Origin of the sequence: Sedimentitalea todarodis, assembly GCF_032595355.1 — a bacterium.
GTDB lineage: Bacteria > Pseudomonadota > Alphaproteobacteria > Rhodobacterales > Rhodobacteraceae > Sedimentitalea > Sedimentitalea todarodis.
The window spans coordinates 351481-375796 of sequence record NZ_JASMWN010000003.1; the positions used below are offsets into that span (position 1 = coordinate 351481).

Annotated in this window: 24 protein-coding genes; 7 read left to right on the plus strand and 17 right to left on the minus strand. The window is 60.2% G+C overall.

Annotated elements, in window-relative coordinates:
- Positions 1-6 precede the first annotated feature (6 nt).
- From ribD to QO231_RS06560, 14 genes are all read right to left on the minus strand, one after another.
- Entirely contained in the window at positions 7-1104 is a 1098-nt protein-coding gene (gene ribD / locus QO231_RS06495) for a bifunctional diaminohydroxyphosphoribosylaminopyrimidine deaminase/5-amino-6-(5-phosphoribosylamino)uracil reductase RibD (protein WP_394356576.1), read from the minus strand.
- The gene (nrdR, locus tag QO231_RS06500; RefSeq protein WP_316774438.1) at positions 1101-1565 is read right to left on the minus strand and encodes a transcriptional regulator NrdR; all 465 of its coding nucleotides are present in this window, start codon (positions 1563-1565) and stop codon (positions 1101-1103) included. The genes ribD and nrdR overlap by 4 nt, the downstream gene beginning before the upstream one ends.
- A gap of 118 nt (positions 1566-1683) precedes the next feature.
- The gene (locus tag QO231_RS06505) at positions 1684-2112 is read right to left on the minus strand and encodes a secondary thiamine-phosphate synthase enzyme YjbQ (protein WP_316774440.1); all 429 of its coding nucleotides are present in this window, start codon (positions 2110-2112) and stop codon (positions 1684-1686) included.
- Between the two features lie 5 nt (positions 2113-2117).
- Positions 2118-2540: a hypothetical protein gene (locus QO231_RS06510; protein WP_316774443.1), complete on the minus strand. Its 423-nt coding sequence runs from the start codon at positions 2538-2540 to the stop codon at positions 2118-2120.
- Between the two features lie 6 nt (positions 2541-2546).
- Positions 2547-2963, minus strand: coding sequence for a hypothetical protein (locus QO231_RS06515; RefSeq protein ID WP_316774445.1), 417 nt, complete (start codon positions 2961-2963; stop codon positions 2547-2549).
- Positions 2964-3079: 116 nt separating this feature from the next.
- Positions 3080-3490, minus strand: coding sequence for a hypothetical protein (locus QO231_RS06520; protein WP_316774447.1), 411 nt, complete (start codon positions 3488-3490; stop codon positions 3080-3082).
- A 170-nt stretch (positions 3491-3660) separates the two neighbouring features.
- Positions 3661-5643, minus strand: a complete 1983-nt coding sequence (gene rpoD, locus QO231_RS06525) for an RNA polymerase sigma factor RpoD (protein WP_316774448.1) — start codon at positions 5641-5643, stop codon at positions 3661-3663.
- A gap of 116 nt (positions 5644-5759) precedes the next feature.
- On the minus strand, positions 5760-7706 hold the full coding sequence (gene dnaG, locus QO231_RS06530) for a DNA primase (protein ID WP_316774451.1): 1947 nt from the start codon (positions 7704-7706) through the stop codon (positions 5760-5762).
- A 1-nt stretch (position 7707) separates the two neighbouring features.
- Positions 7708-8043, minus strand: coding sequence for a hypothetical protein (locus QO231_RS06535; RefSeq protein WP_316774454.1), 336 nt, complete (start codon positions 8041-8043; stop codon positions 7708-7710).
- A 35-nt stretch (positions 8044-8078) separates the two neighbouring features.
- On the minus strand, positions 8079-8624 hold the full coding sequence (locus QO231_RS06540; RefSeq protein ID WP_316774457.1) for a sarcosine oxidase subunit gamma: 546 nt from the start codon (positions 8622-8624) through the stop codon (positions 8079-8081).
- Positions 8617-11550 (minus strand): sarcosine oxidase subunit alpha family protein, encoded by a 2934-nt coding sequence (locus tag QO231_RS06545; RefSeq protein WP_316774460.1) that lies wholly within the window; start codon positions 11548-11550, stop codon positions 8617-8619. The genes QO231_RS06540 and QO231_RS06545 overlap by 8 nt, the downstream gene beginning before the upstream one ends.
- Positions 11547-11810: a sarcosine oxidase subunit delta gene (locus QO231_RS06550; protein ID WP_316774463.1), complete on the minus strand. Its 264-nt coding sequence runs from the start codon at positions 11808-11810 to the stop codon at positions 11547-11549. The genes QO231_RS06545 and QO231_RS06550 overlap by 4 nt, the downstream gene beginning before the upstream one ends.
- A gap of 68 nt (positions 11811-11878) precedes the next feature.
- Positions 11879-13132 (minus strand): sarcosine oxidase subunit beta family protein, encoded by a 1254-nt coding sequence (locus tag QO231_RS06555; RefSeq protein WP_316774465.1) that lies wholly within the window; start codon positions 13130-13132, stop codon positions 11879-11881.
- Positions 13133-13518: 386 nt separating this feature from the next.
- Positions 13519-14949 carry a Glu/Leu/Phe/Val family dehydrogenase gene (locus QO231_RS06560; RefSeq protein ID WP_316774468.1) on the minus strand — a complete coding sequence of 477 codons (1431 nt, stop codon included), beginning with the start codon at positions 14947-14949 and terminating at the stop codon, positions 13519-13521.
- 317 nt (positions 14950-15266) lie between these two features.
- Here QO231_RS06560 and QO231_RS06565 point away from each other — a divergent pair, with 317 nt between their 5' ends.
- The 3 genes from QO231_RS06565 to QO231_RS06575 are packed head-to-tail and all read left to right on the plus strand — an operon-like array spanning position 15267 to position 18142.
- Entirely contained in the window at positions 15267-17036 is a 1770-nt protein-coding gene (locus tag QO231_RS06565) for a TadE/TadG family type IV pilus assembly protein (protein ID WP_316774471.1), read from the plus strand.
- On the plus strand, positions 17033-17572 hold the full coding sequence (locus tag QO231_RS06570; RefSeq protein ID WP_316774474.1) for a TadE/TadG family type IV pilus assembly protein: 540 nt from the start codon (positions 17033-17035) through the stop codon (positions 17570-17572). Before QO231_RS06565 ends, QO231_RS06570 begins: the two co-directional genes overlap by 4 nt.
- A gap of 3 nt (positions 17573-17575) precedes the next feature.
- Positions 17576-18142, plus strand: a complete 567-nt coding sequence (locus QO231_RS06575; protein ID WP_316774476.1) for a TadE/TadG family type IV pilus assembly protein — start codon at positions 17576-17578, stop codon at positions 18140-18142.
- 61 nt (positions 18143-18203) lie between these two features.
- On the opposite strand, the gene QO231_RS06580 is transcribed toward QO231_RS06575, so the two are convergent.
- Together QO231_RS06580 and QO231_RS06585 are read right to left on the minus strand one after the other, a co-directional pair.
- Positions 18204-18674, minus strand: coding sequence for a hypothetical protein (locus tag QO231_RS06580; protein WP_316774478.1), 471 nt, complete (start codon positions 18672-18674; stop codon positions 18204-18206).
- A gap of 67 nt (positions 18675-18741) precedes the next feature.
- Complete coding sequence (locus QO231_RS06585) at positions 18742-19692, minus strand: NAD(P)-dependent oxidoreductase (protein WP_316774480.1); 951 nt, start codon at positions 19690-19692, stop codon at positions 18742-18744.
- A 223-nt stretch (positions 19693-19915) separates the two neighbouring features.
- On the opposite strand from QO231_RS06585, the gene QO231_RS06590 reads away from it, so the two are divergent.
- Positions 19916-20827, plus strand: a complete 912-nt coding sequence (locus tag QO231_RS06590; protein WP_316774483.1) for a pirin family protein — start codon at positions 19916-19918, stop codon at positions 20825-20827.
- Positions 20828-20873: 46 nt separating this feature from the next.
- Here QO231_RS06590 and QO231_RS06595 read toward each other — a convergent pair whose 3' ends face one another.
- Positions 20874-21461 carry a TetR/AcrR family transcriptional regulator gene (locus QO231_RS06595; protein ID WP_316774484.1) on the minus strand — a complete coding sequence of 196 codons (588 nt, stop codon included), beginning with the start codon at positions 21459-21461 and terminating at the stop codon, positions 20874-20876.
- A gap of 102 nt (positions 21462-21563) precedes the next feature.
- Here QO231_RS06595 and QO231_RS06600 point away from each other — a divergent pair, with 102 nt between their 5' ends.
- The 3 genes from QO231_RS06600 (at position 21564) to glpX (ending at position 24242) form a co-directional block, all read left to right on the plus strand.
- Positions 21564-21878, plus strand: a complete 315-nt coding sequence (locus QO231_RS06600) for a hypothetical protein (RefSeq protein ID WP_316774486.1) — start codon at positions 21564-21566, stop codon at positions 21876-21878.
- A 78-nt stretch (positions 21879-21956) separates the two neighbouring features.
- A complete protein-coding gene (locus QO231_RS06605) occupies positions 21957-23243 on the plus strand; it encodes a homoserine dehydrogenase (protein WP_316774487.1) in 1287 nt (428 codons plus the stop codon).
- A gap of 36 nt (positions 23244-23279) precedes the next feature.
- Positions 23280-24242, plus strand: a complete 963-nt coding sequence (glpX, locus tag QO231_RS06610) for a class II fructose-bisphosphatase (RefSeq protein WP_316774488.1) — start codon at positions 23280-23282, stop codon at positions 24240-24242.
- Positions 24243-24316: the final 74 nt, after the last annotated feature.

Genomic DNA, 24316 nt, shown 5'->3' on the forward strand with positions numbered 1-24316 from the left:
GATTGCTCAGATCGCGCGACGCCATCGGTGCAGGATGTCTGGTCCGATTTCGCGCGTTTCAATCAGCTCAAATCGTGGCGCACTCGCCAGATGCGTGATGCCAAGGCCCCCGATCGCGGGCAATCCGTCAGCCCCGATGGCGAGCCCTGCGGTGAAACCGACCAACTCATCCACCAGATCGGCAATCAGCAACGAGGCCGCCAACGCGCTGCCTCCTTCGCAGAACACCCGCGTCAGCCCCGCGTCGCCCAATTGGCGCAGGATCTCCTGCGGATCAAGCTGCATCCCGCGTGCGCCGCAGGGCAACAAGCGCGCACCCAGCCCGGCCCAGGCCCTCAGCCGCTCGGCGTCGGCCCCCTCGCCATGACAAATCCACAGTGGGATCTCGCCCGCCGTGCGCGCCAGTTTGCCCATGAACGGCAGGTCGAGATATCGCGATACCACAACACGCACCGGTTGCTGCGCAATCCCGAGGTCACGTACGGTCAGAGATGGATCGTCCATCCGCGCAGTGCCCGCTCCAACCATCACGGCATCATGGTGCGCGCGCATCCCGTGCACCGTACGACGTGCCAGGGGTCCGGTGATCCACTGGCTTTGGCCGGTTTCAGTGGCAATCCGCCCGTCAAAGCTGCTGGCGAGTTTCAGCGTGACCAAGGGGCGGCCCTGTTCGGTTCTCAGGAAAAATCCGGCATGATCCCGCGCGGCCTCCTCCGCCAGAACGCCGGTGGACACCTCTATCCCGTGCTCGCGCAATGCGGCGAATCCCTGACCGGCAACCCTTGCGTCGCTATCTTCTATCGATGCGACGACACGCGCGACGCCTGCCGCGATCAAGGCGTCTGTGCAAGGCGGAGTCTGGCCATGGTGTGCGCAAGGTTCAAGCGTGACATAGACCGTTGCACCGCGAGCCTGTTCGCCCGCCTGTGCCAAGGCCACGGTTTCCGCATGCGGCCGCCCGCCCGGTTGCGTCCAGCCCCGCCCGACAATGCGTCCGTCATGAACGACCACACAGCCGACAGCGGGGTTCGGCCAGCACACCCCCTGTCCACGGCGCCCGAGCGACAGCGCCAGTGCCATATAGCGTATATCGCTGTCGGTCACTCTTCCGGCGTCTGCGGGCGCAGTTCGTGAACGAAATCCTCAAAATCATCTGCGGCCTGGAAGTTCTTGTAAACACTCGCAAAACGCACATAGGCCACCGTGTCGATCCGGGCCAGGGCCTCCATCACGATCTCGCCGATCTTGTTGGATGGAATATCGGTTTCTCCCATGCTCTCCAGTCGCCGTACGATGCCAGAGATCATCTGATCAATACGTTCGGGTTCAATCGGGCGCTTCTGCATCGAAATGCGAATTGAACGTTCCAGCTTGTCACGGTCGAAGTCCTCGCGCTTGCCATTTGTCTTGATCACCACCAGATCGCGCAACTGCACCCGTTCGTAGGTGGTAAACCGCCCGCCACAGGCCGGACAGAACCGCCGGCGCCTGATCGAGACGTGATCCTCGGCGGGCCGTGAATCCTTGACCTGTGTGTCGATATTTCCGCAAAACGGGCAGCGCATCAGCCGTCCCCCTATGATTTCTGCCACTCGTTGTGGGTGCTTTGGCCCACTTGCCGAGAATTATAGGCGAGCCGCTAGGATTTGGGTAGAGGGGATTTCACACCGCAAGATGCGGATGTCATGCCAGATGGGCGGCCACACGGCGGTGATGCGGGGCCGTGCGATGTTCAAAGAGGAAGATCCCCTGCCATGTGCCAAGTACCGGTTTCGCATCCGACACCGGAATCGACAGGCTGACCGGCAGCAGTGCCGATTTTATGTGCGCGGGCATGTCATCGGGGCCTTCATAAGTGTGCCGCAGATAGGCCATGGCAGGATCGGTGCTTGGCGGGACAAGCCGGTCAAAGAACGCCGCGAGATCATCCTGAACCTCGGGATCGGCGTTTTCCTGAATGAGCAGTGAACAGGAGGTATGGCGCACGAACAGCGTCAGCAGGCCAGTGACGCGCCCGGTGCCGCGCACCCACCCGGCAACATCGCGCGATACCTCGTAGAGCCCCGGCCCACAGGTTTCGATATTGAATTCGGTCTGTTCCGCAGAGCCCAACCGGACTATCCTTCGGCTCCTGTCTGCGGAAGGCAATAGTTCCAGGCAGCCCAGGCACTCAGATTGTCGCCAATCCTGGTCACGGTCAACAGGAAGGCCGGACGCAGATCGCTTCCGACGGGCGGCTCGAGCGAGAATTGAACTGCGGACTTTGCGTTTTCGGTTTCTGCCTCTCCGCGCGCACGCGAGATGTAGATACGTTGGTCCAGCGGTGCCCCGAGCGCGCGGCGGGCGTAGTCTCCGGCGGCGCACCAGTAGTCGATACTGGAGATGCCGCCTCTGCCGATCACTTCGAACGAGGTTGCCGAGAGCGGATTTACGGTGTGATTGTTGGTGGCCCGCCAGGCCATCGACGGGGCGGCAATTGCAGCAATCGCGCCCGCGAGGACGAGTGTGCAGGCCCGGTACGGGATTCGGTTTGGTTTCATATCTGCCTACCACCGGTTCCAGACGTCGGGTCCATCAAGCTGAAAGCAATATTGCACCGCCGAATGCCGCGCAAGGCTGTCGCCCGCACGCTTTACAGAGAGAGAGTAACCCGTGGTTGTGTCCGCACCCGGTGGTGGCGACATGGAAAATTGCACCGCCTTTCGACCGGGGCGGTTCACGCTCGGCCCGACGGCTTTCCAGATATAGATGCGGCTTGCGGCGGGCACACCCATCACCCGCTGGGCGAAGTCCCCTGCTCCGCACCAGTAGTCTGCGGCGCTTGTCCCGACTCCGGCGATGACTTCCCAAGCGGTCTCCGAGACCGGATACACCTCGAGTCGGTTGAACGACCACCAGGCCGATCCCCAGGTCGGAAGCACGGCTATCAGCCCTGCCAGTGTCATGCGAACGACGAATTTCATATGCTCACCTCACGCTGTGCCAAGTGGTGGGACACGGTCCCGAATCGGCGATGCCGGCACAGAACAATCAAAGTTGTCGCGCGGATCATCGCCAGATATTGCTGCGGCACTGATACCTAGAATATCGGGGATCTCTGGCAGTATCCATAGGCCTCCTGAACGGTCATGCTCTCGCCGACATTCAGCGCGTTCAGGCTGAGTGACGGAGGTGCAGGCGTAATGCCAGCCGCCTTTGGATCAAGCGTGAACTGCACGGATGACCGCCGGCCCGTCGTAACGCTCGGCGCGCGCCCACGGGCAATGTAGATGCGAGCCCGCCAGGACGCCCGCAGCGCGCGTTGGGCATAGTCGGCGGCACTGCACCAGAAAACCTGCCCATTCCCGCTGCTGCGGGGGACGACTTCGAAAACCGCTGAATTGACCTGATTCACCCGCGCGCCCAGCTTGCTGGTAAAGGCTTCGCCGGTCTGTGGGATTGCAAAGGCAAGTCCGGCGATCAGCGCGATACCTGTCAACTTGTTGCTCATGTGGGTCCTCCGGTTGGTCCTGAAGCAACGATAGAGCAACTGTGGCGCAGGCAAAGGGTGATCACGCTGTATTTATCAAAGATGCCCGTCGGACGCCTGGCCTGACTAAAACGCAATAGGACGCCGATACGAATGACCCCGCCAATGGTTTGGCGGGGTCTATTCAATTCCTATTGATCGAGGAAGCTGCGCAGCTTGCGGCTGCGGCTGGGATGTTTGAGCTTGCGCAGGGCCTTAGCCTCAATCTGGCGGATCCGCTCGCGCGTCACGCTGAACTGTTGTCCAACCTCTTCCAGCGTGTGATCGGTGTTCATGCCGATCCCGAACCGCATGCGCAACACCCGTTCCTCGCGAGGCGTGAGGCTGGCCAGAACGCGAGTCGTGGTTTCCTTGAGGTTTTCCTGAATCGCGGAATCCAAGGGCAGAACCGCGTTCTTATCCTCGATGAAGTCGCCTAGCTGGCTGTCTTCCTCGTCGCCGATCGGGGTTTCGAGCGAAATCGGTTCCTTGGCGATCTTCATCACCTTGCGAACCTTCTCAAGAGGCATCTGCAGCTTTTCCGCCAGTTCTTCCGGCGTCGGCTCGCGACCGATCTCGTGCAGCATCTGGCGACCGGTGCGGACCAGCTTGTTGATCGTCTCGATCATATGCACCGGAATACGGATAGTGCGCGCCTGATCCGCAATCGAGCGGGTGATGGCCTGCCGGATCCACCATGTCGCGTAGGTGCTGAACTTGTAGCCCCGACGATACTCGAACTTGTCGACGGCCTTCATCAGGCCGATATTACCTTCCTGAATAAGATCAAGGAATTGCAGGCCACGGTTCGTGTATTTCTTGGCAATCGAGATAACCAGACGCAGGTTGGCTTCGACCATTTCCTTCTTGGCCTGCCGGGCTTCTTTTTCGCCCTTTTGAACCTGCTGCACGATGCGGCGGAATTCGCTGATATCAAGACCGACATATTGACCGACCTGCGCCATATCGTTGCGCAATTCCTCGACCTTGTCCGACGAGCGTTCGATGAACATCTTCCATCCACGCCCCGGCTTTTCCGACATATCGCTGAGCCAGTTGGGGTCAAGTTCCCGGCTCCGATATTCGTCGATGAACTCTCGCCGGTTGATGCGCGCCTGGTCCGCCAGTTTGACCATGGCACTGTCAAGCGACATGATGCGCCGATTGATGCCATAGAGCTGGTCGATCAGGGCGTCGATCCGGTTGTTGTGCAGGTGCAGCCCGTTCACCAGCGTCACGATTTCAGAGCGCAGTGACTGATAGGTCGCCTCGGCCGCGTCGCTAAAGGTATTGTCCTCGTTCAGCGTTGCGGAAATCCGGTTATCCTGCATGTCCGACAGTTGCGCATAGTCGTTGGAGATCGTTTCAAGGGTAGTCAGCACCTGATCCTTGAGTGCCGCCTCCATCGCGGCGAGACTCATGTTGGCCTGTTCGTCCTCGTCGTCGTCATCTTCCTTGACGATCGGATTGCCATCCGCGTCCAGTTCCGGCGTTTCCTCTTCCGCCGGCTTCTCGGCCGTGACGGTGGCACCGACAACCGGGGCCTGAACCTCCTCCTCTTCATCCAGCTGGTTGCCGAATGTGGTCTCGAGATCGATTACATCGCGCAGCAGAATGTCTTCGCTGAGCAGTTCGTCATGCCAGATCGTGATCGCCTGAAAGGTCAAGGGGCTCTCGCACAGCCCGGCGATCATGGTATTGCGACCGGCCTCAATCCGCTTGGCAATGGCGATTTCGCCTTCGCGGCTGAGCAACTCGACGCTGCCCATCTCGCGGAGATACATGCGCACCGGATCATCCGTCCGATCGAGCTTTTCGGCCGTGCCGGTCGAAACCGTAACCTCTCGCGCGCTCTCGGTCGTCGCGACTTCGGTCGAGCCCTTTTGCTCTTCCTCCTCGGCCTCTTCATCCTCGATGATGTTGATGCCCATCTCGCTGAGCATCGACATCACGTCTTCGATCTGTTCGGAATTGACCTGATCGGGCGGCAACACCTGATTGAGCTGATCGTAGGTGATATAGCCCTTTTCGCGCGCCTCACCGATCATCTTCTTGACGGCTGTCTGGCTCATGTCGAGCGACATTTCACCGTCCTGATCGTCGGATTTGCGGTCGTCGTTGTCTTTGGCGGCCATGCGATGCTCCTGCTAGGGCGTCTCGGGTGATTCGCTCTGTGCGAATCATTAGCGTGATTTGGTGATTCGGCTACCCATCTACCCGTTTTTCTTTAGTGATTCTTTACCAAAACACATCACCGCTGCGATTTGGGTTGCCCAATCTGCTGCAACAGGGCTTCAAAACGCGCGCGTTCATCCCTGTTGATTCGCGCCCCGTTGTCGCCGGTGTCATATTCTGCCTTGTCGTCATGTTCACTGCGTGTAGCCCGGTTCCGGGCCTCTGCGGCCTGCGACAGCCGCCATGTCAAAGCCTCATCGGCGCCGCCCGCAACATCTTCAAGGGCTTCGGCAATTTCGGCAGTCAGCCCGCGTTGCGTGGTGAGTTTGGCGAGTTCTTCGGTCAGCGTCATGCGCGCCAGATCAACATCGCCCGGGTTTCGAACGCAGGGGCTGATTGCGACATGGCGAAGGGCATGCAGGTTTTCAAGGGTGCCAGACCCAATTTCTTCGGCGAGGATGTCTGTTAACGGTGGATCTTGCGACTCTGCGTGGCGCAAGACCAGATCGCGCAGCCGGGCGTGTGCGGGGTCGGCGCAGACCATCCGCTCAAGATCGCTCTCAAACTCGCGAACGACCTTGGGGGTGGCGATAATCGTGGCCAGAATGACTGCTTCGCGCAGGTGCACCTGGGCTGCGTCATCCGCGGCCACCAAAAGCGAAGTCTTGGTGCCGGCCATTGGAACAGGCATTGCCGTCTGTCCCGGTTTCCAGGGCTTGCGCCCTGCCCCGGATCGACGTGGCGAAAACAGCTGCCATCGCAGTTCCTTGATCGCCTGACCATAGTGCCCCCTGATCGACGGGTCGCGGATTTGCTGGATACGCTCGCGCAGCGTCGCGTCGAGCGCCGCCTTGCGTTCCGGGCTGTCGAAACTCTTCCCCTCGGTTTCGCGCTGCCAGAGCAGTTGTACCATCGGGACCGCCTGATCCAGCAGCTTTTGCATCGCCCCGGCACCCTGATCACGGATCAGGTCATCAGGGTCCATTTTTTCAGGCATGATCACGAACCGCAGGCTTTGCCCCGCCGCAAGCAATGGCAGCGCGAGGTCGATCAGACGCATCGCCGCCCCCAGCCCCGCCGTGTCGCCATCCAGCGCGATGATCGGCTCCGGCGCGATGCGCCACAACAGCTGCAGCTGGTTTTCGGTGATCGCCGTGCCCAGGGGGGCCACCGATGCATCGAACCCGGCAGACACCAGCGCGATCACGTCCATATAGCCTTCGGCCACGATCAGCGGCTTCCCCTTGCCCGCCGCGCTGCGCGCCGGGCCATGATTGTAGAGGCTCCGCCCCTTGTCAAAGAGTTCGGTTTCCGGCGAGTTCAGATATTTCGCATTGTCGTTCGGGTCCATCGCCCGCCCGCCAAAGGCGATACACCGCCCGCGCGCGTCGCGGATCGGGAACATGATACGGTTGCGAAACGTGTCATAGGGTTTGCCGCCCTTGGTCGACGGTTTGGCCAGTCCTGCCGCCAGGATCATATCGTCCGGGACGGATTTTCCGCGCAAATGATCCCACAATCCCTGCCAGCCAGCCGGCGCAAAGCCGATCTCCCACCGGTCCTGCGGCTCGGCCTTGAGACCACGCCGGTCGAGATAGGATCGCGCGTCGGCGGCGGCGCTGGTCTTGAGTTGCAGGCGGTAAAACTGCACCGCCTGCTCCATGACCTTGGCCAATTCGCTGCGCCGGTCGGTCTTTTCCTGCGCCTTGGGATCGCGCGCTGGCATCGTCATCCCGGCTTCACGCGCAAGAATCTCGACCGCCTCCATGAACCCGACGTTCTCGGTTTCGGTGATAAAGGAAATCGCATCGCCCTTGGCATGGCAGCCAAAGCAGTAGTAGAATCCCTTGCGGTCATCCACGTGGAAGGACGCGGTTTTCTCCTGGTGGAACGGGCACGGAGCCCACATGTCGCCTTTGCCCTGATTGGACTTCCGCGCGTCCCAGATCACCTTGCGTCCGACCACCTGTGACAGGCTGGCCCGTGAGCGTAGTTCTTCCAGAAAACCCGGTGGCAGGGACATCTCAGTTCTTCAATTTCTTCTGCATTTCCTGGATCTGATCCCAGTTTTCAAGACACTGCTGCTGCAGGTTCGCACCCAGATCGGTCTTTTTCAGATCGCGTTTCTTCTGGCTGTAGACAAATTCGGTCAGCTGCGGGATCGCCGCGTTGTAGTTTGCGGGCCATGTCGGATTGCTGGCTGCGATGGTCGAGGCCACATCCGCCTGTTTTACACGGTCAAGCCGCGCCTTCTGAATGGCGCTGATGACCTGTGCCTGGTAGCCACAGCTTTGCTCTTTGGATTCGGCGGCCAGAAGGGGCGTGGCAAATAGACAAGCGACAAGCGCGAGACGGATCATTGGGGTACTCCGGAATCAGTTTGGATCGAGATACTCTACCCCCGCGCCGCGACACCCTCCATAGCCGATCTGAGATCGTGAACGAGAGTTTCCGCCATCGAGCGGAACACCATGATCTGGAACGTGTCGGTAGCGATGCGGATCACCGAGGCATGCATGTGCATCACCTGCGTGCGCAGCGTGTGCCCGATTTTGAAAGTACTGCCGCGCAGATCCACGGGCACCAGGCGCGCCAGCACGTCCTCGGCCCTGGCCCCCTCCAGCGCGACAACCGCCCAGGCGTCACTTTGATCGGTGAGCGCCGCATGCCTTGCCAGCGCCGGATCCGGATCAGCACCCATCAGCAAGACCTGCCCACGGGCGAACCAGATCACATGGCATCCGGAACTTTTGCTGGTCCGGTTCGGACCCGGTAGGCCAACCCCATGCACAGAATTCAGAAGGTCGGAAACCGCCGCCTGCTGTCCTTTGAATGGCGAGATCGAGGTCATTCTGCCGACATCGCATTCACGCAGCACCGCGCCGCCAATTTCCAGCGGCAACATACCCTTGCAGGGCGTTCTTGCGATGAGATCAGCCACGAACACGCCCTCCTTCGGGATCAAGGAACACCGGATCGACGACCTCGCACAGCGTCTCGATTTCGCGCAGATGATCGACGACCCGCACCTGTTGCCCATGCCGCGCGCGCCCGTTTCGCAGGAACCCAAGCGCCAGCATGTGGCCCAGTGTCGGCGAATAGGCAACCGAGGTGACATAGCCCTTGTCATTCACGCGCACGGCCTCGTCCCCGGGGTCAAACAGATGCGCGCCAGCGGTCAGTTGTTTGACATCTCCCACCGGTTTGAGGCCGACCAGCTGTTCGCGCTCCGGCCCCGACAGGCCCGCACGCGCGCTCATTGTCTTGCCGATACAGTCCTTCTTGGCGGAAACCATGCCGGCCATCCCGATATCGTCCGCCGTTGTGCGGCCGTGGATTTCCGCATGGGTGATGTGCCCCTTTTCGATCCGCAACACATTCAGCGCCTCCATCCCGTACGCCCCGCCCTCCATCGCTTCTGCACGGCTGAGCAGCATTCGGAACAGGCTGTCGCCAAATCGTGCCGGAACGGCGATCTCATAGGCGTGTTCGCCCGAGAAAGAGATCCGGAACAAGCGCCCTGCAATGCCCTGCACCGAAACCGCACCACAGGCCATGAACGGCCAGTTTTTGTTGGTCACCGACTCGTCCAACAGGTCGTTCAACAGATCGCGCGATTTCGGTCCCGCGACTGCGAACTGCGCCCACTGTTCGGTCACCGAGGTGACCGCTACATCCAGTTCCGGGCGCAATCCCTGATGCACGAATTCGAGATGTCGCATCACTGGCCCGGCAGCCGCAGTTGTCGTGGTCATGATATAATGCTGTTCGCCCAGTCGCGCGGTCGTGCCATCGTCCATCACATGCCCGTCTTCTCGCAGCATCAGCCCATAACGCACGCGGCCGACCTTTAGCGTACTGAACACATTGGTATAAAGGAAATCCAGAAACACGGCCGCATCCGGCCCCTGAATGTCGATTTTGCCGAGCGTGGACACATCGCAAATGCCAACCGAGTCTCGCACCATCGCAGCCTCGCGATCACAGGATTGTCGCCAGTTGGTTTCGCCCGGCGCGGGAAAATAGCCGGGTCGATACCAAAGCCCTGCCTCGATCATCGGCGCGTTGCGTTCAAGGCTGGCGGCATGGCTGGTGGTAAAGCGCTGCGGCGCAAACCCCTTGCCTTGTGCCCCTGCCCCCATCGCGGCAATCGACACCGGGCTATAGGGCGGTCGAAACGTCGTCGTGCCGGTCTCGGGAATGGCGCGCCCGGTGACATCCGCAAGGATGGCCAACGCCGCGACGTTCGAATTCTTGCCCTGATCCGTCGCCATGCCTTGCGTGGTATAGCGCTTCATATGCTCAACCGAACGAAAATTCTCGGTTGCGGCCTGTTTGATATCCTTGACCGTGACATCGTTCTGAAAATCGAGCCACGCCCGACCGCGCCCTGGCACCGCCCAAAGCGGCGCCAGCCTATAGAAATCGTCTTCCGCCGTCGGGACATCTATTCCCTGCGGTGTGCGCCCAAGATCAGCCAGCGCCGCCTTGGCCGCATCGGCACCCGCGCGCAGGCAAGCGGCGGTGGAGAACGTCCCGTTACAGGCCCCCGCAGCGCGCAGACCCGGCACGGCACCGGAAACGGGAACGAATGCTTGAATATCATCGCGCCATACCGGGCGGCTATTCGTATGGCAGGTCAGATGAAGCGTTGGGTTCCATCCCCCCGACATCGCCAGGCAGTCGACCGCCAGGTTGTCCTCACCACTGACGCTGCGGATGGTAATGCTTTCCAACGCCCGGCGGCCTCTGCTGTTGGACACCATCGCGCCTTTGAACACACGAACGCCCGCCATATCCGGCGCGTCGTGTCGGCTGTCGATCAGGGCGGCGACGTGAACCCCTGCCGCCAGCAGATCCCGCGCGGTGCGATGCGCATCGTCATTGTTCCCAAACACCGCCACCTTGTTCCCCGGAACCACGCCCCAGCGATTGAGATAGGCCCTGACCGCACCCGCCGTCATGATGCCCGGCCGGTCATTGTTGCGAAACGCCACGGGCCGTTCGATCGCACCGGAAGCCAGGATGGTGCGCTTGGCTACGATTCGCCAGAACGTTTCAAGCGGCAGCGCCTCGTGCCGCGTCGCAAGATGATGGCCAACCCGCTCGAGCGCACCATAGGTCCCCTGATCATACGCCCCGGTAACGGTCGTGCGCGGCTTCAGACGCACGTTGGGCCGTGCCGAAAGTTCGGCCACAACGTCATCGGCCCAGACGACGCCGGGCTTGCCGTCGATTTCTTCGCGTTCTGCGAGCAACCGCCCTCCGGCCCGAAAATCTTCATCCGCAAGGATCACATCCGCCCCGGCCCGCGCCGCAACCAGCGCCGCCATCAAACCTGTCGGCCCGGCCCCGACCACAAGCAGATCACAAAAGGCAAAGGCTTTCTCATACCGGTCCGGATTATGTTCCCCCGACAAGGCGCCCAACCCGGCGGCGTGCCTTATCAGGGGTTCGTACAGCTTTTCCCAAAAGGCACGTGGCCACATGAAGGTCTTGTAATAAAACCCTGCCCCCAGGAACGGCGCCGCCAGATCATTGATCGCCATCACATCAAGGTTCAGCGATGGCCAGCGGCTCTGGCTCCGTGCCTCCAGACCGTCGTAGATCTCTTGCACCGTCGCCCGTACGTTCGGCTCCGCCCCGGCTCCCGTCCCGATGGTCATCAGCGCATTGGGCTCCTCACTGCCTGCGCTCAGAACGCCGCGCGGGCGATGGTACTTGAATGACCGCCCGACCAGTTTGACCCCATTCGCCAAAAGCGCCGAGGCCAGCGTATCGCCCGCGAACCCGTCATGCACCGCGCCATCAAAACTGAACCGAACCGGCGTCGCACGATCGACCAGACCTTTGCCCGCAACCCTCACGACCCGATCTCCGCAGCCGGCACGCTCCCCAGCACATTATGGCTCACCGTATCGCGCGTCACCACGATCCAGGCCCCGCATCCCGCCTCATGATACCACAGGTCCTGTGTTACCCCGGCCGGATTGTCACGCAGATGGACATAGGCATCCCATGCCGCCGCATCCGCATCAGGCAGAGGCCGGTCCAGCGCCACCGCCGCGCCCTGATAGTAGAACTCACGCCGATCCCGCTCGCCGCACACCGGACAGGTGATCCTCATGCGCCCCACCCCGATTTCATCTTTGCAACAATACTCCCGCCGGAGGCTCCCATCCTGTCCTCCATCGCCTAGTGCAGATTATGCTGAGAGCCGGTGCCCTCTTCATCCAACAACCCGTCCCCGCTGCGAAACCGGTCGAGCCGGAACCGCGTCGCGGCCCCATGTGGCCGATCCGTCGCCATCAGGTGCGCAAAACAATGCCCCGAAGCCGGCACCGCCTTGAACCCGCCATAGCACCAGCCACAGTCGATATAGAGCCCGCCAATTCCGGTCTTGTCGATGATCGGCGAGCCATCCGGCGTCATGTCCATGATGCCACCCCAACTGCGCAGCACCCGGGCCTTGCCGATCATCGGCATCAGCGTCATCCCCGCCTCCATCACATGCTCGACCATCGGCAGATTGCCCCGCTGAGCGTAGGACGCATAGAAATCGAGATCGCCGCCGAACACCAGCCCACCCTTGTCGGACTGGCTGATATAAAAATGCCCCATGCCAAAGCTGATCACATGGTTGATCACCGGCTTCAGCCCCTCGGTGACAAAGGCTTGCAGGACATGGCTTTCGATCGGTAAACGCATCCCGGCCATCGCCGCGACCTGCCCGGATCGCCCCGCAACCACGATACCGACCTTCTTGGCCCGGATATCTCCGCGTGTCGTCCGAACACCCCGAACCTTGCCATTCTCGATATCAATGCCGGTGACTTCACAGTTCTGGATCAGATCGACCCCGCGCCGATCGGCACCCCGTGCATAGCCCCAGGCGACCGCGTCATGGCGCGCGGTCCCGCCCCGCGGGTGATACAGACCACCATAGATCGGAAACCGTCCGTTGTCGAAATCAAGATAGGGCAGATGGGCCCGCACCCCGTCCCGGTCGAGCAATTCCGCGTCATCGCCCTGGTTGATCATTGCATTTCCACGGCGCGCAAATGCATCGCGCTGCCCATCGGAGTGAAACAGGTTGATCAGGCCCCGCTGGGAATGCATGACGTTGTAGTTCAGGTCCTCTTCCAGACCTTCCCAGAGCTTGAGGGAGTGCGAATAGAATTCTGAATTGCCCTGCAGGAAATAGTTCGCGCGCACGATGGTCGTGTTGCGCCCGACATTGCCACCACCGATATAGTTCTTTTCCAGCACGGCGATGTTGGTCAGCCCATGCTCCTTGGCAAGGTAGTAGGCCGTGCTCAGCCCATGCCCGCCACCGCCGATGATGATGATATCGTATTCGGGTTTCGGCTCGGGGTCGCGCCAGTGCGGCGTCCAACCCCGATTCCCGGTCAGCCCCTCCGTCAGGACTTTCCAGCCGGAAAAACGCATGTCATTCCCCATTTGCGAGAGCGCAGGACGTTGCCCTTGCCCGTTCATTTTCCAAGACCTATCAGCGCTCTCGACGAAAACCCAACTGATTTTGATATGACGCAATCTGATAGCGTCGTGAGATGCCCTGCAAGGTTACCCGGCAGGTTCACGGGAATCGCCGCGCGCCGTTACGCCGATCCGTTTATGCGATGCTGAACAAGATCCGTTGCAGAGATGCATCCAGCGCCAGCCTTGCCAATTCAACGCTCCAGCCCGTACGTAGACACGCGCGGGCTGAATTGTTTGTCCGACGGCTTGTCACTTTGGTGCGACCTTGCCGCAGCTATGATCGCCTGGGCCCCGGATCTAGCCGGTTTGCTCAGGCCTCAGATGCAACACGGCGTTCAAAGCCCCTTGGCGCGGTAACTCGCCGCCACCTTGGTAATCGAGACGAGGTAGGCTGCCGTTCGCAAATCGTCGACATCATCGCGCTCGTGCCAAACCTCGTGCATCGACTGATAGGCCGTACGCATCGTGTCATCCAGACCAGACCGCACAAGCTCCAACTCGTCAGCACCTCGAAGGTATTTCTTCTTGAAGTCGGGAGTCATCGACCAGGCATCGCCGAGATATCGGTCCAGGCGCTCCAATTCGTCCACGACCAATTGGTGACGCGCCTCTTCCTGCCGACGTTGCATGCGGCCAAAGCGAATGTGGCTCAGGTTCTTGACCCATTCGAAGTAGGACACGGTCACACCGCCCGCGTTGGCGTACATGTCCGGAATGATGACGACTCCCCTGGCGCGCAGAATGTCATCCGCCCCCGCCGTGATCGGACCGTTTGCCGCCTCGATGATCAATGGCGCCTTGATCCGGTCCGCATTTTGCAGGTTGATCACGCCTTCCAGTGCGGCCGGGATCAGGATGTCGCAGTCTTCTTCAAGAACCGCAGCCCCCTCGGCGGAATGGGCCGCATCCGGGAAACCGGTGACCCCTCCGTGCCCGCGTATCCAGTTGAACACCGCTTCGACATCAAGACCCCCCGGATTGAACAGAGCGCCATCGCGTTCGATGATGCCGGTGATGATCGCACCATCCTCTTCGGCCAGGAATTTGGCCGCGTGGTATCCGACGTTGCCCAGACCCTGTACGATGATCCTCTTGCCATCCAGCGACCCAGACAGGCCGGACTTTGCAACGTCTTCGGGATGTCGGAAGAACTCTCTCAGGGCATATTGCACGCCACGCCCCGTGGCCTCGACCCGGCCGGCAATACCGCCGGCATTCGGCGGCTTGCCAGTCACACAGGCCCGCGCGTTGATATCCGTAGTATTCATGCGGGCGTATTGGTCGGCAATCCACGCCATTTCCCGCTCGCCCGTTCCCATGTCAGGCGCAGGCACGTTCTGGCTCGGGTTAATCAGATCACGCTTGACCAGTTCATAGGCAAAGCGACGGGTGATCTGCTCCAGTTCGTGTTCGTCATATTGGCGCGGATCGATCCTCAGACCACCCTTGGAGCCGCCAAACGGTGTCTCCACCAAGGCGCATTTATAGGTCATCAGCGCGGCGAGCGCCTCGACCTCATCCTGGTTGACGCCCGTGGCGAAGCGGATACCGCCCTTGACCGGTTCCATATGCTCGGAATGCACTGACCTGTACCCGGTAAAGGTCTGGATCTGCCCGCGCAGCCGCACACCAAAACGTACGGTATAGGTGGCGTTGCATACCCGGATCTTTTCTTCCAGCCCCGGCGGCAAGTCCATCAGCGCCACCGCGCGATTGAACATCAGATCGACGCTTTCGCGGAATGTCGGCTCGTTTCTCTGGTTCATATGTTACTCCTCCCGAACGTTCACAACGACTCATCTGTGCTGTGTTCTACGAGCCAACCTATGACGAGATGGTGAAGTTTGGCGACATATTTGACATGATCCTGTACATGACTGCATGAAATCGACCATAATGCAGGGTGGAAAGGGCGCGTGGTTCAGCGGGGAATTCGGCGACGAACGAGATAGGATTGTACTAAACTTGTAGGAAAAATACGTAATCTGGCGCGATTTGTGTCCAATTTCCGTCACGTTCCGTTGACATAGATTGATAGATTTTTTTTGTCCGATGTCCCTAATAGGACGGATGAGGTTTAACGATGAGTTCCAATGCCAAGGCCAGCAAACTGAATCGCCCCGACAGACGATCCGTATGCGCCCCCGTGCGTGCAGGTTTTCTGCGTGACTTCGCACGCGACGACAGCGGCGCGATGCTGGTCTTTGGCGTCTATGCATTTCTCATCATCCTGATGGTTGCCGGGATCGGCATCGACTTCATGCGCTTTGAACGCGACCGTTCCAAACTCCAGGCGACTCTGGATCGCGCGGTCCTCGCGGCGGCAGACCTTGATCAACCGATGGACCCATCTGCGGTCGTGGAAGATTATTTCGCGAAATCGGGACTGGGTGAATATCTCACCTCGGTGACAGTGGACGAGGGTCTTGGCTATCGCGTGGTTTCGGCGACGGCCAGCACAGCAATCGATACGCAGTTCATGCACATGAATGGCGTGGACACGCTGATCGCGCCGGCCGCTGGCACGGCAGAGGAACGCATCGACGGTGTCGAGATCTCGCTGGTGCTTGATGTTTCGGGTTCGATGAACAACAACAACCGTTTGCCGAACCTGATCACGGCTGCACGAGAGTTTGTCGATACCATGGCCGACAACAGCGCCGAGGGTGACCTGTCGATGTCGATCATCCCCTATGCGACCCAAGTTGCGGTGCCGCAGACCCTGATGGAACAATTCAATGTATCCGAAGAGCACCGGTATTCGAACTGCATCAATTTCGCGAGCGATGACTTCGATACGGCGACCATGTCCTATATCGACGCATACCAGCGAACGATGCATTTCGACCCCTGGTACGTATTTGATGGGCTTATGCAATCAGACGTCACTCTGGTCGGAAATGACGATCAATCACTGCCAGTCTGCGAGGCCGATGTCGACCGCCAAATCCTGCTCATGCAATCCGATCCGGAGATCCTGAAATCCTATATCAGCAATCTGACCGCCCGCGGCAACACGTCGATCGACGTTGGAATGAAGTGGGGGACGGCGCTGCTTGATCCCAGCCTTCGCATTGCAATGAATTCGCTCAGCACGATCGGCGATGTTCCCGAAAGCGCGTCGCAGCTGCCAACAAATTACAACGACGGCGAGACACTCAAGGTGATCGTCCTGATGACCGACGGGCAGAACACGCCTCAATACTTCATCAACGAGGGGTTTCGCGAGGGGTCCTCGAATGTCTTCTTCAACAATGACGAGAAAGCGTATTCGATCTATCACCCGCCAGCGGACGCCTATTTCTGGCCCGACGACAACAAGGGGCAGCATTACGACAGCAATGGCAACTTGGTGAGTGATGGCAACATGTGGGCCGACCATCCCTATGGAGCAAATCATCCAGAAGGCAGCGACGAAGGATGTATCGGATCCTCACCGGAAAACTGGTTCTGCACGGAACGGTCTGAACCCGGCACGCCGATCAACCTCGCCTATCCGGATCTTTGGGCGCATGTGACTCTCAAGGCGAACCTGGATGAAAACTATGACAATAGTAACTTCATGTCATCGTCGGAAGCTTACCGAAAGTGGTATCAGGATGTTCGCAACTATGTGAATACCTGGGTCAAGAACAGCCGCACGGAGCGGATCTGCGATGTTGCCAAGGACAACAACATCATCGTGTTCACAATTGGCTTTGACGCCCCATCCGGCGGTGTCGACATCCTGAAGTACTGTTCCAGTTCCGACGCCCACTTCTTTGAGGTCAAACGCGATACGGATGGCGAGAAAATTCGAATTGCCTTCTCGTCGATCGCCTCGTCGATCCGCAAATTGAGGTTGACCCAGTGAGGCGCCGGGTTGCGATCCTGTTCAGGCGCTTCCTGCGTTCGGAGAACGGCAACGGGACGATCGAGTTCGTGATCACCTTTCCTGCCATGCTGCTCTTCATGCTGTCAGGCATCGAATTGGGTATCATGACCCTGAACCATTCCAGCCTGGAACGGGCGATGGATCTGACCGTACGCGATATTCGCCTCAGCACCGGCTCTGCCCCACAGCACGACGCGATCAAGGACCTGATCTGCGACCGTGCCGGCTTCATCAGCAATTGCAAATCCAACCTCAGGCTCGAGATGATCCAGGTCGATCCGCGCAACTGGACGGGCGTGGTGCGTGAAGCCTCCTGCACCGACGCATCCAGAGAGGTGCAACCCAAGGTGAACTTCAAGAACGACGCTGGCGACAACGAACTGATGATCCTGCGGGCCTGCGCCAAGATTTCGCCGGTTTTCCCCACCACCGGGCTGGGCAAGAGCATGGCGAAAGATGGCGCCGGTCAATACGCGCTCGTATCCACGTCTGCATTTGTGCAGGAGCCGAGGTAAGCCATGCGACCTGCAAGACTGCGCACCCTTCTCGCCACTTTCTGGAATGACACACGTGGCAGCGTGACGGTGGAATTCATCCTTGCGATGCCCTTTGTGTTCTGGGCGTTCATGGCATCCTACGTCTATTTTGATGGCTATCATCAAAGCACCGCAAATCTGAAAGCAGCCTATACGATCAGCGATCTGATTTCCCGGGAAACGACCGATATCAACGATGCCTATGTCGACAGCATGTACGAGCTCTTTGGTTTGATGACTCACACGCCGAGCGACATCGCTTTGCGCATCTCCGTCGTCCGCTGGGATGAACCCGACAATCGCTACTATGTCAACTGGTCGGCAAACCGCGGCTTTCCCGACGCGTTGAACGACGCAACGATCAGCCAGTTCGCAGGCAAGCTCCCGACGATGCCGGACAATGAAATTGTCATCCTTGTAGAAACGGAAAACACGTTCACGCCACTGTTCAGGATCGGCATGGACGAGACCAAGCTGGAGAATTTCGTGTTCACCCGGCCCCGGTTCGTTGACCAGATCAAGTGGAACGGCCAAAGCAGTCTCGGCTGAGACCGCTCCCCGCGGCCAGCATTGCCATCCGAATTATTATGCCTTACGCCGATGGCCGCGATCAGCGGCGCGCGGCGAGTTGTTCGGCAAGGCGATCCGCCATGAAACGAGCCTGATGTGCCGGAATAACACCGCCCACGCCAACATGGCGACCAAACCGCCACCACAGGCCCGGTCGCCAGGTTTTCACAGTTGGCACATGGGTTCGCACAACAAAACCGTTTGACGGTTTGAAGGCAAGAAACCCCCTGTCCATAGACAGGATTTCGTCTAGGCGGGCGATGGAGACCCCACTGCTGTCGCGCAATCCTTCGCTGGTGAGTTCAATACGATGCAGCGTCGCCTGATAAAGCCGCAGGGCAATGACCAGGGAAAAGACGCCAAGAACAATGGCACAGGTCCGCAAGATCGCCGAGGTGCCTGTCGTGGCACCGGAATAGATCAGGAGCACGGCCACCCCGCCCAGCGTCGCCACAGCCATCCAGCGCCGAAACGCGCTGGCCTCCACAACTGCGATAACGTCCGTTTGCATCGAGCCCTCCCGGCGGTTGCATCAACCTGCGCATATCGCAGTCAGACACTGCATGTACAGACAGTCTCTAACCCTCGCGCAAAATGATGACTTCTGCGCCGGGTTCCTCGGGTTCGTCATCGACCATCTCGGCCGGGAAACCGGGTGCCCGGATATCCAGCCCCGTGGCCTCTTCCAGACGCCGGATGATATTGGGAGAGAGCTCGCGTGGCCCAAAGCGCTCGATGCCATCGGCAAAAATGTCGATCAGTTTCGGGCTGATGTCCAATGGCACGCCCGAACGGTCGGCCACCAGCTGAAACAGGCCGATGTCCTTGGCCACGAGATCCATTGTGAACGAGATATCGCGGCTGCCGTTCAGGATCACCTGGCTTTCGGTTTCATGCACGAAACTTGTCCCCGAGCTGATCCGGATCGCCTCGTAGGCCACGCTCAGATCCATGCCGGCGGCCTTGGACACAACCAGCGCCTCGGCACAGCTGACCAGATTGGCGGTGGCGAGATAGTTGGTCACGACCTTGAGAATGCTGGCGCTGCCCAAATCCCCGGTATGCAGAACCCGCCGCCCCATCGTGGTCAGCAAGGGCAGCACGCGCTCAAACGTCGGTCGGTCGCACCCGGCAAAGATGCTGATGTTGCCGCTGTCGGCGCGGTGGCACCCGCCAGAAACCGGGCAATCCACTGCTGCCCCGCCCCGCGCCCGTACGGCCTCGCCCAACCGTCTGACCTCTGCTTCGTCGGTGGTAGACATCTCCATCCAGACCTTGCCCGCCACGACCTCCTCCAGCATTTCGGACATCACCGCGTCGCTCGCTGCCGGGCTTGGCAGGCAGGTGATTACCACATCGCAATCCCGCATCATGGCCGCAGGATTGCCGCCCGCGACCGCGCCACGTGCGACGAAGGCGGTGACAAGATCAGCATCCAGATCGTGAACCCACAGGTCGATTCCATTGCGCAGCAGGCTCCCGGACAGCTTGCCACCGACATTCCCCAACCCGACAAACCCAACGCGCATGATACAGACTCCCCTGAGAATTTTTCTGAGCCTCACCTGTCAGGATGTCCCGGTCTGATCCATTTGCGACCAAGAATTTCCTGAAATGTCATCGGACGAGGCGGGTCGCCCACCGCTGACTGTCTGCGCGCGGATGCACAGCTTTGGTTTGGTAGCAATAATTGCGGACCCCCGCATCACACCTAAATTAGGATGAGTGAAACTCAGCGCAGGAGGCAGAACCATGTCCCTCAGACCAACGCTCGAAACCCGCAAGGCGATACCTACCATGGAAGGCGCAGGCGTAAAGCTGCACCGTGCCTTCGGGTTCCAGGATCCGACCGAACTCGACCCGTTCCTGTTGTTTGATGATTTCCGCAATGATCGGCCCGAGGATTTTATCAAGGGTTTTCCGTGGCATCCGCATCGCGGGATCGAAACCATCACCTACGTGCTGTCCGGCAGTGTCGACCACGGCGATTCACTCGGCAACAGCGGAACACTGGGGGCTGGCGACGTGCAATGGATGACCGCCGGTTCGGGAATCATGCACCAGGAAATGCCACACGGGAATGCTTCCGGGCAAATGCACGGGTTCCAGCTCTGGGGGAATTTGCCCTCAGCGCAGAAAATGACCGCGCCCCGGTATCAGGACGTGAGTGCTGCGGAAATCCCGGAGGTGATCGACGACGATGGCACCCGTGTCCGGGTCATCGTGGGTGAATTCTGGGGCAGGTCTGGGCCGGTTGATGGCATTGCCGCCGACCCGCAATATCTTGATGTGTCGGTGCCGGCAGGTGTGCGCAGGACATTTCGCATCGACACCTACCGCCGGGCGTTTGCCTATGTGTTCGAAGGGGCTGCGGCCTTTGCCGATGCGTCGGCCCCGACAGGCGTCTTGCTGGAAAAGGAAGTGGCCGGGCAAGAGGTCAATATCCGAGATCTGTCCGGTGATCGAACCCTCGTCCGGTTCGGCGCCGGCGACGAGATCACCGTTCAGGCGGGCCCCGAAGGTGTCCGGTTTCTGCTGATCTCGGGCGCTCCGATTGATGAACCCGTCGCCTGGCACGGCCCGATTGTCATGAACACGCAGGCGGAATTGAGGCAGGCCATGCAGGATCTGCGCAACGGCATGTTTGTTCAGCCGGCGCACTAGGGACGTTTATGATCATAGAAACAGCGGTTGCGCCCAGAACCTTTGCTCAGGGCGCAACCGCTTTGCGAACCATGTCCCAATAGATAGTTTCGACCTCCTCGACCGACAGCCGGCCACCGGTCCGGTACCAGGTGTTCACCCCTGTCAGCATGGCGATCAGCGCCAGGGTCGCGATCTTGGTATCAGGCACGGAAAACACACCGGTGCAAACGCCCTGCCGCAGGATTTGTTCAAGTTCATCTTCATACCGCCGACGCAAGGTTTCGATGGTGGCGAAATTCTCGTCAGAAAGACTGCGCAGTTCCATATAGGAGACAAAGACCGCATCTGCCCGCTCCATGTGGAACGCGATGTGAAAGCGGGTAAAATCCTCAAGCTGGGCAAGCGAATCCTCGGGCACGTCCCGCGCCGCCCGTGCGGCGAGCAGGTCTTCCATATGTCCCTGCATCAGGCCGAACAGAAGGCTTTGCTTATCGGGCGTATAGTTATAGAGAGCTCCGGCCTGCACCCCGACGTCGGAGGCAATCTGGCGCATCGAAACGGCCGCATAGCCGTGTTGAGCAAAAAGGCGCATCGCGACGTCGCGAATGCGCGGACCAGTGATATCGGAGTGGGAACCGGTTGTACGAGCCATGTCGGGGATGCTATCTGAACATATGTTCAGATAAAACCCCTGCTTGCACTGCGACCTTCAAACAGGCATCACAAAGGCCAGATCGCGACGCAAGAGGTGCCGATGTCATCACAGTCCAGAGGACCCAAGGCCTGGGTGCGGGTGATTGGCCCGCTCCTGTTGTTGGCGGCCTGCGCGCAAATCCCACAACTGGACGGCACTGTACCTGCGCGCCTTGAGAGTGCTGACTATCCGGCGCTTGCGCCCATCGAGACGCTGCTGGTGCCCCTGCCCGACCCGCAAGAACGCAGCGAAGATGTGCGGCAGGGCCTGGAAGGCCGCCGGGATGCCTTGCGGGACCGAGCGCGCAGGTTGAACGGTGTCGCGGTCGTCGACGAGGAAACCGAGGCGCGCATGCGCGTCGGGGTGGAGAGTTAGGCAACGGCATGTGACGCGTTGCGCCCCTGCATCGAACCCGCTAAGGCACAGCCAGCAACAGGAATAAGGGACAGCTTCATGACAGCACCTTTGCGGCTTGGAGTAGCCGGTTTGGGCACCGTTGGTGTGGGCGTGGTCAGGATTGTACGCAGCCAGGCGGCGCTGTTGTCTGCGCGCACCGGGCGCGACATTCAGATCGCCGCCGTGTCCGCGCGGGACGCGGACAAGGACCGTGGTGTCAACCTGGGCAGCTATGACTGGGAAAGCGATCCGGTTGCGCTGGCCAAACGCGAAGACGTGGATGTCTTCGTTGAACTGATGGGCGGCACCGATGGCCCGGCCAAGGATGCAACCGAAGCGGCAATCGATGCGGGCAAGGATGTCGTCACCGCCAACAAGGCGATGCTGGCCATCCATGGTCAGGCGCTCGCCGAGCGCGCCGAAGCTGCCGGTCGGATGATCCGGTTCGAAGCCGCCGTTGCCGGTGGCATCCCGGTGATCAAGGCCTTGACCGAAGGCCTCGCCGCAAACGAAATCACCCGTGTGATGGGTGTCATGAACGGCACCTGTAATTACATCCTGACCCGTATGGAGAATGCCGGACTGCCCTATGACAAAGTGTTTCAGGAAGCCAGCGACCTCGGCTATCTCGAAGCTGACCCGAACTTGGATGTCGGCGGCATCGACGCCGGTCACAAACTGGCACTGCTCTCTTCCATCGCATTTGGCACCAAACCGGATTTCAACGGGATCGAGCTGGAGGGCATTCACCGGATCACCATCGACGATATCCGTCAGGCTGCCGACATGGGCTATCGCATCAAGCTCTTGGGTGTTGCACAGCGCACGGGGCGCGGCCTGGAACAACGCATGCAACCCTGCCTCGTGCCGGACACGTCGCCGCTCGGCCAACTCGAAGGCGGCACCAACATGATCGTCATCGAGGGCAACGCGGTTGAACAGATCGTGCTGCGCGGTCCCGGCGCCGGCGAAGGCCCCACCGCAAGCGCGGTCATGGGCGATGTCTGCGATCTGGCGCGCGGCTTCCGGCTGCCGACATTTGGTCAGCCCGCCACCACCCTCATGGACGCACCATCCGCGCGCGCCGTTCTGCCCGCGCCCTACTATTTGCGCATGGCGCTGCTCGACAAACCCGGCGCGCTGGCCAAGATTGCGACAATTCTCGGCAATGCGGGCGTATCCATCGACAGAATGCGCCAGTATGGTCACTCTGACTCGACGGCACCGGTCCTGTTCGTCACGCACAAGACGACCCGCGCGGCGCTGGACGAGGCACTGGCCGAAATGGAAAAAACCGATGTCATCGCATCTCCGCCGGTTGCGCTGCGCATCGAGAGTGTATGATATCATATTGAACATTGCCCGAAACAGGAGCTTTTCATGACCGAAACCAATGAATTCCACGATCGCATGTTGTCTTTGGGCCTTGCCCGCGTTGCCGAACAGGCCGCACTTGCTTCGGCATCCCTGATCGGGCGGGGTGATGAAAAGGCTGCGGATCAGGCTGCCGTCAACGCCATGCGCGAACAGCTGAACCTGCTGGACATCGCCGGAGTCGTGGTCATCGGTGAAGGTGAACGTGACGAGGCACCGATGCTGTACATCGGTGAAGAGGTCGGCACCGGCAACGGCCCGGGCGTCGACATCGCACTGGATCCTCTCGAAGGAACCACGCTCACAGCCAAGGACATGCCGAACGCGCTGACCGTGATCGCCATGGGACCGCGTGGCTCGATGCTACACGCCCCGGACGTCTACATGGACAAGCTGGCCATCGGGCCCGGCTATTCCGAAGGTCTGGTGAGCCTCGACATGCCGCCCGCCACAAGGGTCTCGGCGCTGGCCACCGAAAAGGGCTGTGGGCCTGCCGATATCACCGTCTGCATTCTGGAGCGGCCCCGCCATGAGGAAATGATCGCCGAGGTTCGCAGCACCGGGGCATCGATCCGGCTGATTACCGATGGTGATGTGGCTGGCGTCATGCATTGCGCCGAGGCACAGAAGACCGGCATTGACATGTATATGGGCCAGGGCGGCGCACCCGAGGGCGTTCTTGCCGCTGCTGCGCTGAAATGTATGGGTGGGCAGATTCAGGGCCGCCTGCTGTTCCGCAACGACGACGAGAAAGGCCGCGCCGCCAAGGCCGGAATCAGCGATCTCGACAAGATCTATACCCGCGATGAGATGGCTCAACAGGACGTGATCTTTGCGGCCACCGGCGTCACCGGCGGCACCTTGCTGACAGGTATCAAGCGCGAGCCGGGCTGGCTGACCACCCAGACCCTCTTGATGCGATCAAAGACCGGATCCGTGCGCCGCATGGAATACCGGACCCCAGTCTAGTACCGGAACATCATGCACCCGGAGACGCGCCTGCCGCCCTCCGGGTGATCTGAACACCCCAGCGATAGAGGCCC